Raw genomic sequence first — 16,685 nt, forward strand, 5'->3', positions numbered from 1 at the left:
AACAAACTTTCAGATGTTAACATAACACGATTATCGGTAATAGAAATTTTTTACACCATCTAAAAAGGCTGGCCAAATCTGTAATTTGGCCAGCCTCGTGTTTTAATAAATTGACGTATTTTCCTTTGACATGTTTTCAATGATTTGTTTAACCCGCTGCAGGAATCGTCCGCAGACCAGGCCATCAAGGACACGATGGTCAAGCGAGAGGCAAAGGTTTACCATATCGCGTACCGCAATCATGCCATTATTCATCACAACGGGACGTTTTACGATTGATTCGACCTGCAAAATGGCTGCCTGGGGATAATTGATAATACCCATTGACTGCACGGAACCGAAGGAACCTGTATTATTTACAGTGAATGTCCCGCCTTGCATTTCGTCCATCGTCAGCTTCCCATCACGAACTTTACGTGCAAGCTCTGAAATTTCACGGGCAATGCCTTTGATCGTTTTTTCATCAGCATGCTTGATGACAGGGACAAAAAGGGCATCTTCCGTTGCTACCGCAATCGAGATATTAATATCTTTTTTCTGGATGATTTTATCTCCAGCCCACATCGAATTGATTTGCGGGAATTCCTTCAGGGCCTGGGCGACTGCTTTTACAAAAAAGGCAAAGAATGTAAGATTAAAGCCTTCTTTCTTCTTGAATTCATCCTTGATGGAATTTCTGTATTCAACAAGCGCAGTTGCATCGACTTCAACCATTGTCCAGGCATGCGGTGCTTCATGCTTGGAGCGGAGCATGTTTGAAGCGATTGCCTTCCGGACTCCGGTAACCGGTATCTCTATATCGCCAGGAAGGGTAGGAATTGATACTGATGCCGATGCGGAAGTTACCTGCATTTTGCCTTGGGCAGTATTTTCCTGCTTTGCATCAGCAATTTGCACTTCTTCTGCCTGTTCCTTCGGAATGCTTCCTGATTCAATGAGTTTCAGAAGGTCCTTGCGGGTGATTCTTCCCCCCGCTCCGGAACCCGTTACTTGAGCAAGATCAATGCCGTGTTCCTGGCTAAGCTTCAGAACTGCCGGGGAGTACCTGGCCTTGCTTGATGTGTCCACCGATTCGCTGGAATCGACTGCAGCAGCCGAGCCCTGCTTTTCAGCGGCATGTGCTGTACCGGCTTCAACTGTTTCGACAGTATCACGGCTTCCAGCGGTATCCTCGCCGCCAAGGTCAATTGTACAGATGACCTCCCCAACGGCGAGCGTTTCTCCTTCTGCAGCAATCAATTCCTTAACCGTCCCTGTGAAGGAAGACGGTACCTCCGCATTAACTTTATCCGTCATGACCTCTGCGAGCGGGTCGTATTTATTTACTTTGTCGCCAGGGGAAACGAGCCACTTACTGATTGTTCCTTCTGTCACGCTTTCACCCAGCTGCGGCATCTTAATTTGTTCAATTGCCAAATGAAGTCACTCCTTCAACCTTAATCAAGGGAACAGCTTTTAAAATTCCGCAAGCTCCCGCATCGCCTTTTCTACCTTTTCCGGATTCATCATAAAGAACTTTTCCATTGTCGGTGCGTATGGCATGGCCGGTATATCCGGGCCGGCAAGCCTCTTTATTGGAGCATCAAGATCAAACAGGCAGTTCTCCGCAATAATTGCCGAGACTTCGCTCATAATGCTGCCTTCTTTGTTATCTTCTGTAACAAGGAGAACCTTCCCTGTTTTTGAGGCCGCTTCAATGATTGCTTCCTTATCAAGTGGATATACTGTCCGAAGATCAAGAATGTGCGCGGAAATGCCGTCTTTGGCCAGCTTCTCGGCAGCCTGCAAAGCAAAATGGACGCATAGGCCATAGGTGATTACAGTGATGTCATCACCTTCGCGTTTTATGTCGGCTTTTCCGATTGGCAATGTATAATCTGTATCAGGAACTTCGCCCTTAATCAGGCGGTAAGCTCGCTTATGTTCGAAAAACAGGACAGGGTCTTCATCACGGATTGCAGCCTTCAGCAAGCCTTTTACATCGTAAGGGGTTGAAGGCATAACGATTTTCAATCCAGGCTGGTTCGCAAACACAGCCTCCACAGATTGGGAGTGATATAGCGCTCCGTGGACTCCGCCTCCGTATGGGGCACGAATCACTATCGGACAGTTCCAGTCATTATTTGAGCGATAACGAATTCTCGCTGCTTCGGATATGATCTGGTTGACAGCCGGCATAATGAAATCAGCGAATTGCATTTCAGCAATCGGTCTCATCCCATACATTGCAGCTCCAATCCCAACACCGGCAATCGCAGATTCTGCGAGCGGAGTATCGATGACACGCTCTTCGCCAAATTTATCATATAAGCCAACGGTTGCTTTAAAAACCCCGCCTTTTCGGCCAACATCCTCGCCAAGGACGAAAACTTTAGGGTCTCTCTCCATTTCTTCACGTATCGCCATCGTTACTGCATCAATATAAGAAATAACTGCCATTATGCATTCCCCCCTTCTTCGGCATAAACATATTTAAGAGCATCTTCCGGTTTTGCATAAGGTGCATTCTCGGCATACTCAGTTGCCTCGTTGACCTGCTTCATGACGCGCTCATTGATTTGTTTTTCTATTTCATCATTCATAACGCCCGTTTCCTTTAGATAAGCGCCAAACGTAATAACCGGGTCCTTTGTCTTTGCTTCTGCAACTTCATCAGGTGCCCGATAAGCCCTGTCATCATCATCAGATGAGTGCGGAGTAAGCCTGTAGCAAATTGTTTCAACTAGCGTAGGCCCTTCTCCTCGGCGTCCTCTATCCGCCGCTTCTTTTACAACTTTATAGACTTCGAGCGGATCATTCCCATCAATGGTATAGCCCGGCATCCCATAGCCTATAGCTCTGTCTGATACTTTTCCACAGGCAAGCTGCTTTTCAATCGGGACAGAAATTGCATACTTGTTGTTCTCACACATAAAGATAACCGGCAGCTTATGGACGCCGGCAAAGTTTGCCCCCTCATGGAAATCTCCCTGGTTGGACGAGCCTTCCCCGAATGTTACAAACGCAACCAGATCTTTCTTTTCCATTTTCCCGGCTAAGGCAATTCCTACCGCATGTGGCACCTGGGTAGTCACAGGGGATGATCCGGTGACAATCCGGTTTTTCTTTTGTCCAAAGTGGCTCGGCATCTGGCGGCCGCCAGAGTTCGGATCCTCAGCTTTTGCAAACGCGGAAAGCATTAATTCCTTTGGAGTCATGCCAAATGTCAGGACGACACCAAGGTCCCGGTAGTAAGGAAGAATATAATCCTTTTGTCGATTCAGCGCAAACGCAGCGCCAATTTGAGCCGCTTCCTGCCCCTGGCATGAAATGACAAACGGTATTTTGCCAGAGCGGTTCAAAAGCCACATGCGTTCATCAAGCCTGCGGGATAAAAGCATCATTTCAAACATTTCAAGAACAGTTTCATCACTTAAGCCTAAAGTGTGGTGGCGGTTTTCAGCCATATAGTATGTACCTCCATTTGTTCAGATTAGTGGACTTGCTCCGTTACAAGAGCAAAAAGCATATTTTTTACGAATGAATAGCCATTCCATCCACTGCCAGTGCTGCTTCCCCAATCGCCTCTGACAGTGTAGGATGAGGATGGATTGTATGGGCTATCTCCCATGGAGTCGCATCCAGCACCTTCGCGAGTCCTGCTTCAGATATCATATCTGTTACATGAGGTCCGATCATGTGGACACCAAGAAGATCATCTGTTTCTTCATCAGCAATAATTTTTACAAATCCATCAGATTCGCCAAAAACAAGCGCTTTTCCTATTGCCCTGAACGAAAACTTTCCGGTTTTAACCTTGAAGCCTTTTTCCCTGGCTTCCTCTTCTGTCAGTCCGACGCTCGCAGCTTCAGGATGGCTGTAAATGCATTTGGAGACTAATGTATAGTCGATTGGGCTTGGATTTTTCCCTGCGATATGCTCCACCGCTGTAATCCCCTCGTGTGAAGCAACATGCGCTAGCTGCAATCCGCCAATTACATCGCCAATCGCATAAATATGGGATTCTTTTGTTTGGAAATATTCATTCGTGGCAATAAAGCCTTTCTCCACCTGTATGTCCGTATTTTCAAGGCCGATTCCTTCGACATTTGCCTGGCGGCCGACCGATACAAGAATTTTTTCCGCTTTGTATTCCTTTACTTGGCCTTTCACTTCGGCTGAAATTGTAACGCCTTCCTCCCTGGTAAGTGTTTCAGGAAGAACTTTAGCACTTGTTACAATTTTAACGCCCCGCTTTTTCAAAAGCCTTTGCATTTCCTTCGAAATCTCATGGTCCTCGGTTGGAATAATTCTTGGAGCATACTCAAGGACAGTAACCTGTACTCCGAAATCAGACAGCATCGATGCCCATTCGATTCCGATTACTCCGCCCCCAACTATGATAATGGATTGAGGCAATGTTTCCAGTTTCAGTGCTTCATCGGAAGAAAGAACATCGGTCCCGTCAATATCGAGCCCGGGGAGTGAGCGCGGCCTTGATCCCGTAGCGACAATCACATTCTTTGGCAGGAGCATTTCGTTCTCGCTGCCATCATTCATTTCAACCGAAATGGTTCCTGGCATTGGCGAGAAAATCGACGGGCCAAGAATTCTGCCGGTGCCTTCGTATACATCAATTTTCCCTTGTTTCATTAGATGCTGTACGCCTTTATGTAATTGGGAAACTATTGCATTTTTCCTCTCTTGCACTTTACCAAAATCGAAGCTTACGTCAGATGCCAGTATTCCATATTGCTCGCTTTTTTTTGCTGTTACATATACTTCTGCACTCCGAAGTAGTGCCTTTGAGGGAATACAGCCGTTATGGAGGCATGTGCCCCCAAGCTTTCCCTTCTCTACGATTGCTGTTTTCAGGCCTAATTGCGAGGCGCGAATTGCGGCAACATACCCGCCCGTTCCTCCGCCCAATATGACCAAATCATATTCCTGAGCCATAATTTATCCTCCCACTATTTAATAGCTGACTTCACTTTATTAGGATATTCTTTAACGCGTTCCTCACCGCGAAGGACACGGAGTGCGCCTTCGGCAAGTGCCTGAAGTTCATTTTCACCGGGATGAACAAAACAATCCGAAATCCAATTAATCCGGTCTGTTATGAGTTTAACGAACTCCTTGCCATAAGCAAGCCCGCCTGTAAGAATGATAGCATCCACTTTGCCGGCAAGAACGGTACTGGCAGATCCAATTTCCTTGGCAACTTGATAAGCCATTGCTTCATATACAAGTCTTGCCTTTTTGTCACCTTTTTCTATCATTTTCTCTACCTTGACTGCATCACTTGTGCCAAGATAGCTGAAGAGCCCGCCCTGGCCGACTAGCTTCTTCATTATTTCCTCCCGGTAATACTCTCCGGAAAAACAAAGGCTGACAAGATCCCCGATAGGGACCGTTCCCGCCCTTTCCGGACTGAATGGGCCTTCGCCATGAAGTCCGTTATTCACATCAATGACTCGGCCGCCTTTATGAACACCGACAGTGATTCCGCCCCCCATATGAGTGACAATCATATTGAGGGTTTCGTAAGGCTTCCCAATTTCCTTTGCAATTCTCCTTGCAACTGCTTTTTGATTCAGAGCATGAAAAATGCTTTTTCGTTCAAATAGAGAAACCCCGGAAATCCTCGCAATATCCTGAAGCTCGTCGACGACGACTGGATCGACGATGTAGGAAGGGATGTTCAAGGCTGTTGCGATTTCATATGCAAGGATGCCGCCTAGGTTGGAGGCATGCTGTCCTGCATACCCAGCCCTTAAGTCTTCAAGCATAGCCTTATTTACAGCATACGTCCCGCCCTCTATCGGCCGAAGCAGTCCGCCCCTTCCGCATACGGCACTTAACTTTGAAATATTTATGCCTTCATCATGAAGAGTCTCGAGAATGGTGGTTTTACGGAATTTGTATTGGTCAATGATGCTATCATAAGCAGCAATATCTTCTGAATCATGGCGGATTGTTTTTTCCATTACCGGACGCTCATTATCATAAATGCCAATTTTTGTAGAGGTAGAGCCCGGATTGATGACCAGGATTCGATAGTGTGTGTGTTGCATCATAGTAGACCTCCAAAAAATCTGATGATATGGCCGTTAAGCAATTCTTCCAACAGAAAAATGCCCGGCTCCATAGGGTAGGGGAGTAAAGCATTATAACAGGAAATAGAAGCTTATTGGATTAGTGCAAAGCCGCATGCCAATAAAGCACATGCGGCTTTGCCTTCAAAAATACTGTAGTTTCGATTTTTCCTTAACGCCTGCTAAGAATATGGTGGCCATTTTGTAAAAATTGGTTCCTTGAATTCCTAAGCTTGTTGATTCTTTCTTCGACCATCCGGTCTGCTGCAACATACGTTGGTATCCCATCGCGTTTGCTTATTTCCATTACCTTTTCAATATTCGTATAGATTTGTTCGACCCTCTTCATTGCGCGCTCCCTATTATAGCCATGAAGCTCATCAGCAACGTTAATGACACCGCCAGCGTTGATGACATAGTCAGGCGCATACACAATTCCCATCTCGTGAATCGTATCACCATGCCGGGTATCCTTCAGCTGGTTGTTTGCGGCTCCGGCAATGACTTTGGCACGAAGCTGGGGAATTGTATCATCATTGATGACTGCCCCAAGTGCACATGGTGCGTAAATATCACATTCAACACTGTAAATATCGTCAGGATCCACCGCTTTTGCACCAAATTCTTCAACAGCTCTCTGAACGGCTTCCTTATTGATATCTGTGACAATAAGGTTGGCGCCTTCTTCATGAAGATGTTTGCACAGGTTATAGGCTACATTCCCCACACCCTGAATCGCAATGGTTTTGCCCTCAAGGGAATCGGAGCCAAACGCTTCTTTTGCAGCAGCCTTCATTCCTCTGTATACGCCATAGGCTGTAACCGGAGATGGATTGCCTGAGGAACCGAACGCCGGAGAAATCCCAGTAACATAGTCGGTTTCCTCATGAATTAAATCCATGTCGGCCACAGTTGTGCCCACATCTTCCGCAGTGATATATCTTCCGTTCAAACCTTGAATGAACCTGCCGAACGCACGGAACATTTCTTCGTTTTTATCCTTGCGCGGATCACCGATAATGACCGTTTTTCCGCCTCCAAGATTCAATCCAGCCGCTGCATTTTTGTAGGTCATTCCGCGCGCAAGCCTGAGTGCGTCTTCAATGGCAGCCTCCTCGGAATCGTATGTCCACATCCTTGTTCCGCCAAGGGCTGGTCCCAAGGTAGTATCGTGAATGGCAATAATTGCCTTTAATCCGGATTGCTTGTCCTGACAGAATACCAATTGCTCATAATCATATTTTTCCATATACTTGAAGATTTCCATTTGTTGTTCCCCCTGTTTATAGACTTATTTTGGTGATGAGCATAGGGCCAAAGCAAGAGAATACAGCTTACTTTCTGAAGAATCTGACCGTGAAGTCAGGACAATTGGAGCCCTGGCACCACATAAAACTGAACCAACTTTTGCCTTGGCAAAATATACAAGTGATTTATACAAAATATTGCCTGCTTCAATAGCGGGCATAAGCAAAATGTCTGCCCTGCCAGCCACCTCACCTGTAATACCTTTATGTTCAGCAGCTAAAGCTGAAATCGCATTGTCGAGCGCCAAAGGGCCATCAATAATACAGTCTTTAATTTGCCCTCTGCGGTTCATCAAAGCGAGCGCTGCCGCATCCAGCGTCGCCTGCATGGCTGGATTTACAGTCTCAACAGCACAAACCGGGGCAACTCTTGGATTGTGAATTCCGCTGGCAAGTGCAAGTGCAACCGCATTTTCAATAATGGCAGCTTTTTGTTCGAGATTGGGTGCTATGTTCATCGCGGCATCTGTTATAAAAATAGGCCTTCCATATCCAGGCACATCGAATGCGGCAGTATGGGATAATATCCCGCTCGTCCGAAGTCCATATTCCTTATTTAACACAGCTTTTAATATGGCCGATGTCGGGACATTCCCTTTCATTAACACACTTGCTGATCCAGAGCTGACTGCCTTTACGGCTTCTATTGCTGAATCAGTTATTCCGCTAATGTCAATAATGGTTATCGAAGGATCTTCTGACAATCCGGGCCGGATATGTTCAAGGATGACACCAATCTGTTCCTTACTGCCATAGAGGGTGAATTTCGCCAGCCCATGACGAATCGCATCGGCAACTGACTCAAGAACTTCTTCATCTGCAGCCGCCGCCACTGCCACAGTCCTTTGCGCCTCCACTACAGCTCTCTCGAGTAGTCCATCAAGAAACATTATTTGCAATCAACCCCTTTATCGGGTATCCCCTTAACTAATAATGCAAGAAGCGTGCCAAAAAGTAAAAACCGTTATTTTTTCATGCTGTACATTTCCTAATGAGATGCAAACTTGAAACAATTTGCATAGTACGCAACTTATTGCATGCTTAAGTTTTCAAGGTTATATTTCTCAAGCTTATAATATAAATTCCGTATCGATAATCCGAGAATTCTTGCCGTTTTTGTTTTATTACCGTTAGTTTGCTGCAGTGTACGCCTGATGATTGCGGCTTCATACTGATCAACCATTTCAGCAAGGTTTAACGATTCTGCGCTTGGCGTCCCAGGCATGGCTTCCCTGCTTTGCGAAATACTCTTTTTAAGGTCCGGAAGATGATTAACGTCAATGGTTGTTTCGTTATATCCCATAAATATAATCGCCCTTCCTAAGACATTTTCCAGTTCCCGGACATTCCCCGGCCAATCATACTCCATTAAACGAAGAATCGCAGCCTCCGTCACACCTTCTACGTTTCGGCCATAATCTTGATTGATTTTTTGGATTAGTCTCTCGCATAAAAGAGGCACTTCCTCAAGCCGATTCCTTAATGGAGGAATATGAATAGGCAGGCGGTTAATCCTATAGTAAAGATCCTCCCTGAACGAACCATTCGCAATCCCCTTTTCCAGGTTGACATTGGTTGCCGCGATAATACGGACGTTAATCGGGATTGCTTTTGTGCCGCCGACCCTGACAATTTCTCTTTCCTGCAATACCCTTAATAATTTCGCCTGAGTATTTGCCGATAATTCACCTATTTCATCCAAGAAGATGCTCCCGTTATTTGCTTCTTCAAATAATCCGCGTCTTCCGCCCCGTTTTGCTCCTGAAAACGCCCCTTCTTCATAACCGAATAATTCACTTTCAAGAAGGCTTTCAGAGAGGGAGGCACAATTGACACGAATAAATTTATTGAATTTCCTGTCACTCGCATTATGTATTGCATGCGCAAATAGTTCTTTCCCTGTTCCCGACTCTCCTCTTAATAGGACTGTTGCCGGTGTTTTTGCGGCGAGTTTGGCCTGTTCAATCGCTAAGAGCATTTCCTCGGACATACCTATAATATCATCAAAGGAGTATTTTGCTTCGAGCGTCCGGATGATCTGCCTGGCTCTTGAAAGCTCCCGATTCAGTGTCTTGATTTCCGACATGTCGTGGATTACTCCAACACTGCCTTTCAATTTCCCTTCCACAATGATGGGTGCGACATTAACGATTACTTCCTTCTTATTGGGGCCGACTCTCATCGGCACACCGCGGACAGCACGCCTCGTTTGAAGGACCTTCATATGCATGCTTTCACCTTCGGAAATATCTGCAGTCGCCGGCTGGCCAATCACTTGCTCGCGTGACAGCCCTGTTATCCTTATATAGGCAGGATTCACAAGAATGCCTTTTCCCTCTTCATCGACTACTGAGATTGCATCATCACTTGACTGAATAATAGCCTCAAGCATTGTTTGAATTTCTTTTAAGTTTGTGATTTCCTCCGCAAGGCTAAGGACCTCTGAAATATCCTTGAAGACAGCGAAAGCCCCAATTGGCACTCCTTGTTCATCGATTATCGGAATCCTTGTTGTAATGATTTTAACCCCATTGCCAAGATCCATTTCCTGATTTGCTTCAATTCTTTTCGAATCAAGGATGAATGGAAGCCTGCTTAATGGGATAATTTCGTGAATATGCCTATTTAGTGCAAGGTCGCTCCGGATACCTACCATCTCTGAAGCCCTGCGGTTAAATAAGGTTACAATTCCTTTCTGGTCAATAACTATCATACCATCGTTAGTGGAATTGAAGATTAGCTCCTGTTTGTACGATTCACTTTTTAGTCGCCCAATTAGATCTTCCTTTACTTCCATTAGGGTAGATATAAGGAAAGCCACACTCCCCGGTATAAGAATCGCATCGCTGGCTGCCTTTCTTAGTTCGGGAAAAACAGCAGGATTCCCGGTAACCTCAATGATGATATCAAGCTTTTGATCCATGAAAGGCTTCCAATCGGTTCCTGTCGCAATCCCTTCGCTTTTCGCCAGTTGTAAACCGGGCGCATCAAGATTACGGTCAATGACAGCTTTTACATCAAATACTTCTGTTTCCCTGAGCATTTTCAGTATGGCGGTACCGCCCTTGCCGGCACCTATAATCATCACACTCGGCAATCTCCCTGCCCCCTCTGCAGAAAATAGGAATCAACTCCGCAAACATTTTCACGTGACTAAGCTAAATAATCTGCAACCTTTTTCATATCCATTTTAGCCGTTTCACACTTTCTTGACAAATCTGAATCTTGGCTTATGATTTTTTTAAGGATATCTTGGAAAGATTGGAGAAGGAAACACATGAGGCGTTTGGCTGCTCTATCTGTCATGCTGGTCCCAGGCTTTTTGGCAGCCTATGGGGTAAAATTGATGCGTGATATGCTTTTTGGTAAATTGCTTGAGCCTTTTCCGTTCCTATGGCTTCAATTTTTGGCAGGTTTCATTTTATTTGTCGCAGGGGTTGGCTTCGTTGCCGGCTTTATCCTTTATCGCGACCGTAAACGGAATAAGGTTCAGGATCGGTTTAAAAACAAAGAAAGGAAAGAGGCTTAGTGCCTTTTTCCTTTTTTATTTCGTATTTCAAGAGCAAGAGCAGGATTATCAGTAATGATTGAAGTACACCCGGCTTCAAAAAGCCTTTCCATGTCCTTTTCCCGATTCACCGTGTACGGCCTTACAGCAAAACCATTGGAAAGTGCATCTTTAATTATTTCATCCGACACATAGAGATGGTTTGGATGAATTCCTTTGGAGCCCAACGCCTTTGCATATACCCACGGTTTATAAATTAACTCTGCAAAGAGAGGAGCAGTTTCAAGGTCGGGAGCAATTCTATAACAATGGACAACACTATAATGATTGAACGAAGAAAGGATTACTCTTTCTTCAAGGCCGAATTTCCTTACTAAGGAAATTGATTTTTCTTCCAGTCCCGAATATGGGATAACTCCGTTCTTAAACTCAATATTGCAATCAAGCGGAGTCGTTGTCAGCCATTCCAGCACTTCTTCTAGTGAAGGGATTGGCTCGGTCCCTTTAGCGGATGTTTTCTTAAAATCTGCGTTTAATTGTCTTATTTCTTTATATGTAAAATTTTTGACATACCCCGGTATTCCCGTTGTCCTGTCTACCTTTTCATCATGTATGATCACGGGGATCCCATCCTTTGTCAGTTGGACGTCAAGCTCTATCCCTTCAGCCCCTGCCCGTTCAGCTTCTATGAATGCAGTCATCGTGTTTTCCGAGAATGATGCCCTATATCCCCGATGGGCGTAAATTAACGTCATTATAATCTCCTCCCACTTATCAAGTACCCTCCGAATTCTTTTACCCTCATTGATTATACGATATCCCAATGAAAAATCCCCCTTTAGCAATGATGCTGAAGGAGGATCACCTTAATTAAAAACCTATGATGGCAATTTACCTATTAAGACGCTCTATGTTCAAGCCGTAATTTGTCAGCGACCATCGCAATGAACTCTGAGTTTGTTGGTTTCGCCTTAGTCATGCTGACTGTGTACCCAAACAGGGATGATATCGAATCTATGTTGCCCCTGCTCCACGCAACCTCGATCGCATGGCGGATTGCCCTTTCTACACGGCTTGCTGTTGTATTGTATTTCTTCGCAATATCCGGATAAAGGACTTTCGTAATCGATCCGAGCAGTTCAATATCATTGTAAACCATGGAAATTGCTTCACGGAGGTACAGATATCCTTTAATATGGGCCGGTACTCCAATTTCATGGATGATTGTCGTAATGCTTGCGTCAAGATTCCTTGGCTTTTGCTCGGAATGGGAGCGGAAACTGGAGGTATGGCCTTTTCTTGTAACAGAGCTTGACTTGCCATTGACGGTACGAATATGATTCCCAAGCATTTCCATGTCAAAAGGCTTCAAAATAAAGTATGAGGCTCCAAGTTCAACTGCCTTCTTTGTCACATCTTCCTGGCCAAACGCAGTCAGCATAATGACATGCGGCATTGGTCCGTTTTTAATTTCGCGCATCCTTTCCAAAACAGCTAGACCGTCAAGATGGGGCATAATTATATCCAGAACAAGAACATCCGGATTTATTTCCTCCAACATTTCTAGGCACTCCTGGCCATTGTGAGCTACCCCTGCAACTTCCATATCATCCTGTGATGATATGTAATCATCAAGCAGGCCTACCAATTCACGATTATCGTCAACGACGCAAACTTTAATTTTCTTCACTCCCATTTACCTCCTCAAGTTCCAAGTAATCTCAGCCAATCTATTTTCTATTCTAAAGGACAAATTCGACAATGCAACTATAATTCCTGCGTAGAATTGAAATTTTCTCAAAAAACACATGAAAAATGCCTTTATCTTAATTTTTCTCTTTATTTCGACGTTTTTCGTATATTTTCACCAATTTGTCGAAATATTTTTACTGCTTTTACCTATATTCCCTCAAAGTTATGTATAAAACAGCAGTGAAAAATAGAGCTCAAATAAAAAGCTGCCCCATGAAGTTCTTAGCGAACAACTCATGAGACAGCTGCCTTTAGCTAGCCTTTAATTCCGGTTTTTCATATATGTCAATTCCCGCTTCCGAAAGCATCCATTCTATATGGACACCATAACCCGATGTTGGGTCGTTTACAAAGACATGTGTGACAGCACCAATTAATTTTCCATCCTGTATGATTGGACTGCCGCTCATTCCCTGGACGATGCCACCTGTTTTTTGTAGCAGCTTCGGATCGGTCACTTTGATGACCATTCCTTTTGTTGCCGGAAATTTTTGCGGGATCGTGCTTACAATTTCAATGTTAAACATCTCCACTTTGTCGTTATCAACAACAGTAAGAATCTGTGCAGGACCTTCTTTTACTTGATGTGACAAGGCGATTGGCATCGGCTTGTCAATCACTTCGTTTTCAATATCCTTTGTCAGCTTTCCGAAAATCCCGAATGGGCTATTTCGCTTTATATTCCCGATGATTTCTTTGTCATCAGAGAACCGTGCCAGCTTTTCACCAGGATTTCCATTTGATCCTTTTTCAATTGAAGTAACTGTAGACCTTACAATTTGGCCATCCTCAACAACGATTGGCTTTTTTGTATCCATATCCGAAATAACATGGCCGAGCGCTCCATATTTTTTGGACTCAGGATGATAAAAAGTCATTGTTCCGATTCCTGCTGCAGAATCCCGAATATAAAGCCCAAGCTTGTAATGATCCGCACCTTTTTCTTTTAAAGGCATTAGATTTGTTTTAAGCTTTCCTCTCTCCCTGGTAATGGAGACGTTGAGAGGTTTTCCAGTTTTACCTGCTTCTTGTACGAGTGGTGCAACATCGGCCATTTTTTCAATCCGTTTTCCATTTATCTCTGTAATAATGTCTCCGACTTTGATTCCCGAAAGTTCTCCTGGTGACTTTCGGCCATCTGACGTTTCCACCTGATGATGGCCAACCACCAGTACTCCTACAGAATTTAACTTAACACCAATTGACTGTCCACCTGGATGGACTTTAAAATCCTTAAGCACTTTTACATCGACTTTTTTGATTGGAATGCCTGCGAGGTCAAGAACAACCGAACTCGCCCCGGATTCTTTTGCAGATACGGAGACAAGATGGTCTGTCTGATTCAGGACAATGTTTCCGGATTTTGAATCAAGCGCAGCCGTTACAGGCAATGCCTTATTAAATGAAAACTCCTGGCCCTGAAATACTGTTATTTCATTTGGTATTTGGAGATAGTCTTGAAATGGTTTCCAGCTTGATAAGGCAATAATTGAAACAAGGAGAATTCCACCGATTATCTTTCTGATTAATCCTACATTCAAATTCATCACTCTCCTCGCTTCTTAGTGCTCACGTCTGTTTTCTTTAAAAATGGCTACAACTATAATTTTGCCGTGTTCTGAAGCATTTATAACCAAGGGAAAAATAAAAAAGCTACCCATATTGGATAGCTTTTCATGAATTCTTTATTTCGGCGGCCATCGTCAGGAGTTCCCTGGCATGTTCCTTTGTCAAGTCAGTAATTTCGACACCGGAAATCATTCTGCCAATTTCGACAATTTTTTCTTGTTCGTTAAGTGGGACGACGGATGTTTTTGTTCGGCCGCCCTTTGTTATCTTTGAAATGAACAGATGGGTATCTGCCATCGCAGCAACCTGAGGCAAGTGCGAAATACAGAGGACCTGGGAGCCAGAGGCTACTCGTGAAATCTTTTCGGCAATCGCCTGGGCAACCCGGCCGCTAACACCGGTGTCCACTTCATCAAAAATAATCGATGTGACGCCCTGATGCTTCGAAAATATACTTTTTAAAGCAAGCATAATCCGGGATAGTTCTCCTCCGGAAGCTACTTTGGACAGCGGCTTCAACGGTTCTCCAGGATTGGTTGAAATAAAGAATTCCACCTTGTCTATACCAGCCCGGGTAAATTGCTGGCTTTCCTTTCCAAAGCGGATTTCAAAGACCGTTTTGGCCATATAGAGGTCCTTCAGTTCTTTATGAATCAGTTTTGTCAGCTTATCAGCCCATTTCCTCCTTGCAGCTGTGAGCCTTGCCGCCTCTTTGGTTAATTGCTGCCTAAACTTTGACAATTCCTTTTCAAGCTTACCGATATGTGTTTCTTTGTTTTGAAGAGCATCAATTTCGACCTTTATTCTTTCCTCATAGGCGAGAATTTCCCCGATTGTCCTTCCGTACTTCCGTTTTAGTTGGTTGATCTCAGTTAGCCTGTCCTCTATTTCACTTAAGCGTTGCGGATCATATTCAAGTGTATCGAGCGAATTTCGGAGGGTTGCCGCCGCATCCTCGAGTACGTAATAGCTGTTTGAAACTGATTCCGACAGGTCTTTATACTCCGGATCGAGTGCTGCCGCGTCCTCAAGCTGCGCCATAGCTTCCCCGGCCCAATCAAGCGCCCTGGAATCACCTTTAAGAGCAGTATAGCCTGACTGAATCGCTTCATAAATTTTCTCGAAATTTCCAAGCCGCTGTTTCTCTTCCGCCAATTCCTCATCTTCATTCGGCCTCAGATTGGCATTGCTTATTTCTTCAAGCTGAAATTGGATTAAATCGAGGCGGTGGGCCATTTGCTGTTCATTTTCACTTAATTTCCGCAGCTTTGATAAAGTGTCTTCATATTGCCGGTAAGTTCCCTGATAAGTGTCTAGCGCAGGCTGAATATCCGCTGAGCCAAACTGATCAAGAAGCGGCAGATGCAACGCTTCATTCATCAGTTCCTGGTGCTCATGCTGTCCATGTATATCAACAAGGGTTCCGCCTATCTCCCGCAAAACGGATAAGGTAACAAGTTTGCCGTTCACCCTGCAGATGCTTTTCCCGCTTAGATGGATATCCCGTCTTAGTACAACCATGGAATCCTCAATCTCAATCCCAAACTCTAACGCTTTTTCCAGACATGGATGGGTCTGATCGTCAAGCAGGAACAGGCCTTCGATTTCCGCCTTATCCTCGCCATGCCGGACGAATTCAGCTGACCCCCTGCCTCCGACAAGCAAGTGAATGGCATCAATAATGATTGATTTTCCTGCGCCGGTTTCACCTGTTAAAACAGTCAGTCCTTTTTCAAATGACACAGAGAGCGCTTCTATTATCGCAAAATTCTTGATTGATAATTCCGTTAACAAAAAACATTCCTCCAACTTAGAGCATTTCCAGGAATCTATTCGTAATTGCTTCGGTTTCTTCAGTCGACCTGCAAATAATCAGGATTGTATCATCTCCGCAAATCGTTCCAAGAATCTCTTCCCAATCAAGATTATCTAAGAGGGCACCAATCGCCATCGCATTGCCGGGAAGTGTTTTCATAACGAGCAAATGGCCGGCAGAGTCAATTCGGACAAACGCATCCATCATCGCACGCTTCAATTTTTGGAGAGGGTTAAAACGCTGGTCGGCTGGAAGGCTGTATTTATAACGGCCATCCTGCAGTGGGACCTTGACCAGATGCAATTCCTTAATATCCCTTGAGACAGTTGCCTGAGTAACATTAAAGCCGGCATTTTTCAGCTCGTCCACCAGGTCGTCCTGAGTCTCGATATCACTACTCGTAATGATTTCCCTAATTTTAATATGTCGTTGGCCTTTGTTCATTATATTCACCCCATAAGACAATCAAAACATTTGCATGAATATGCAATTTGTCGGTTCTACCCATATGTTAGCCGATTTTGCCGCTTTTGTGCAATCATTCGTGTGAAAAAATAAATTCCATAAAGACGGGTACAGCTACGAAAAAGTGGTTGTACCTTCCTTCATACGGCTTGAAGGCAGGAACAGCCGTGAAAAAGGAGTCGTACCATCCTTTA

Annotated in this window: 14 protein-coding genes; 1 reads left to right on the top strand and 13 read right to left on the bottom strand. The window is 44.6% G+C overall.

Features of this window, described 5'->3' with window-relative positions; translation table 11 throughout:
• Window positions 1-102: 102 nt before the first annotated feature.
• From A8F94_RS03975 to A8F94_RS04010, 8 genes are all read right to left on the bottom strand, one after another.
• A complete protein-coding gene (locus A8F94_RS03975) occupies window positions 103-1,416 on the bottom strand; it encodes a dihydrolipoamide acetyltransferase family protein (RefSeq protein ID WP_066195905.1) in 1,314 nt (437 codons plus the stop codon).
• 39 nt (window positions 1,417-1,455) lie between these two features.
• Window positions 1,456-2,439 carry an alpha-ketoacid dehydrogenase subunit beta gene (locus A8F94_RS03980; RefSeq protein ID WP_066195908.1) on the bottom strand — a complete coding sequence of 328 codons (984 nt, stop codon included), beginning with the start codon at window positions 2,437-2,439 and terminating at the stop codon, window positions 1,456-1,458.
• Complete coding sequence (locus A8F94_RS03985) at window positions 2,439-3,446, bottom strand: thiamine pyrophosphate-dependent dehydrogenase E1 component subunit alpha (RefSeq protein ID WP_066195913.1); 1,008 nt, start codon at window positions 3,444-3,446, stop codon at window positions 2,439-2,441. Before A8F94_RS03985 ends, A8F94_RS03980 begins: the two co-directional genes overlap by 1 nt.
• 67 nt (window positions 3,447-3,513) lie before the next feature.
• Window positions 3,514-4,935 carry a dihydrolipoyl dehydrogenase gene (lpdA, locus tag A8F94_RS03990; RefSeq protein WP_066195915.1) on the bottom strand — a complete coding sequence of 474 codons (1,422 nt, stop codon included), beginning with the start codon at window positions 4,933-4,935 and terminating at the stop codon, window positions 3,514-3,516.
• A 14-nt stretch (window positions 4,936-4,949) separates the two neighbouring features.
• Window positions 4,950-6,053, bottom strand: coding sequence for a butyrate kinase (gene buk / locus A8F94_RS03995; RefSeq protein WP_175384363.1), 1,104 nt, complete (start codon window positions 6,051-6,053; stop codon window positions 4,950-4,952).
• A 193-nt stretch (window positions 6,054-6,246) separates the two neighbouring features.
• Window positions 6,247-7,341, bottom strand: coding sequence for a branched-chain amino acid dehydrogenase (gene bcd, locus A8F94_RS04000; protein ID WP_066195921.1), 1,095 nt, complete (start codon window positions 7,339-7,341; stop codon window positions 6,247-6,249).
• 24 nt (window positions 7,342-7,365) lie between these two features.
• Entirely contained in the window at window positions 7,366-8,271 is a 906-nt protein-coding gene (gene yqiS / locus A8F94_RS04005) for a phosphate butyryltransferase (RefSeq protein ID WP_066195924.1), read from the bottom strand.
• Window positions 8,272-8,411: 140 nt separating this feature from the next.
• Complete coding sequence (locus A8F94_RS04010) at window positions 8,412-10,478, bottom strand: sigma-54 interaction domain-containing protein (RefSeq protein ID WP_066195927.1); 2,067 nt, start codon at window positions 10,476-10,478, stop codon at window positions 8,412-8,414.
• Between the two features lie 180 nt (window positions 10,479-10,658).
• On the opposite strand from A8F94_RS04010, the gene A8F94_RS04015 reads away from it, so the two are divergent.
• Window positions 10,659-10,910 (top strand): DUF2627 domain-containing protein, encoded by a 252-nt coding sequence (locus A8F94_RS04015; RefSeq protein ID WP_066195930.1) that lies wholly within the window; start codon window positions 10,659-10,661, stop codon window positions 10,908-10,910.
• Here the strand turns inward: A8F94_RS04015 and A8F94_RS04020 are convergent.
• The 5 genes from A8F94_RS04020 to ahrC form a co-directional block, all read right to left on the bottom strand.
• Window positions 10,907-11,644, bottom strand: coding sequence for a glycerophosphodiester phosphodiesterase (locus tag A8F94_RS04020; protein ID WP_066197247.1), 738 nt, complete (start codon window positions 11,642-11,644; stop codon window positions 10,907-10,909). The two genes, A8F94_RS04015 and A8F94_RS04020, sit on opposite strands and share 4 nt — an antisense overlap.
• A gap of 143 nt (window positions 11,645-11,787) precedes the next feature.
• Window positions 11,788-12,579: a sporulation transcription factor Spo0A gene (spo0A, locus tag A8F94_RS04025; protein WP_066195933.1), complete on the bottom strand. Its 792-nt coding sequence runs from the start codon at window positions 12,577-12,579 to the stop codon at window positions 11,788-11,790.
• A 313-nt stretch (window positions 12,580-12,892) separates the two neighbouring features.
• On the bottom strand, window positions 12,893-14,182 hold the full coding sequence (gene spoIVB / locus A8F94_RS04030; protein ID WP_139070019.1) for a SpoIVB peptidase: 1,290 nt from the start codon (window positions 14,180-14,182) through the stop codon (window positions 12,893-12,895).
• 133 nt (window positions 14,183-14,315) lie between these two features.
• Window positions 14,316-16,004 carry a DNA repair protein RecN gene (gene recN, locus A8F94_RS04035; RefSeq protein WP_066195945.1) on the bottom strand — a complete coding sequence of 563 codons (1,689 nt, stop codon included), beginning with the start codon at window positions 16,002-16,004 and terminating at the stop codon, window positions 14,316-14,318.
• A 16-nt stretch (window positions 16,005-16,020) separates the two neighbouring features.
• Window positions 16,021-16,470 (bottom strand): transcriptional regulator AhrC/ArgR, encoded by a 450-nt coding sequence (gene ahrC, locus A8F94_RS04040; RefSeq protein ID WP_066195947.1) that lies wholly within the window; start codon window positions 16,468-16,470, stop codon window positions 16,021-16,023.
• Window positions 16,471-16,685 lie beyond the last annotated feature (215 nt).

The organism is Bacillus sp. FJAT-27225 (genome assembly GCF_001685025.1).
Taxonomy (GTDB): domain Bacteria; phylum Bacillota; class Bacilli; order Bacillales; family Cytobacillaceae; genus Bacillus_D.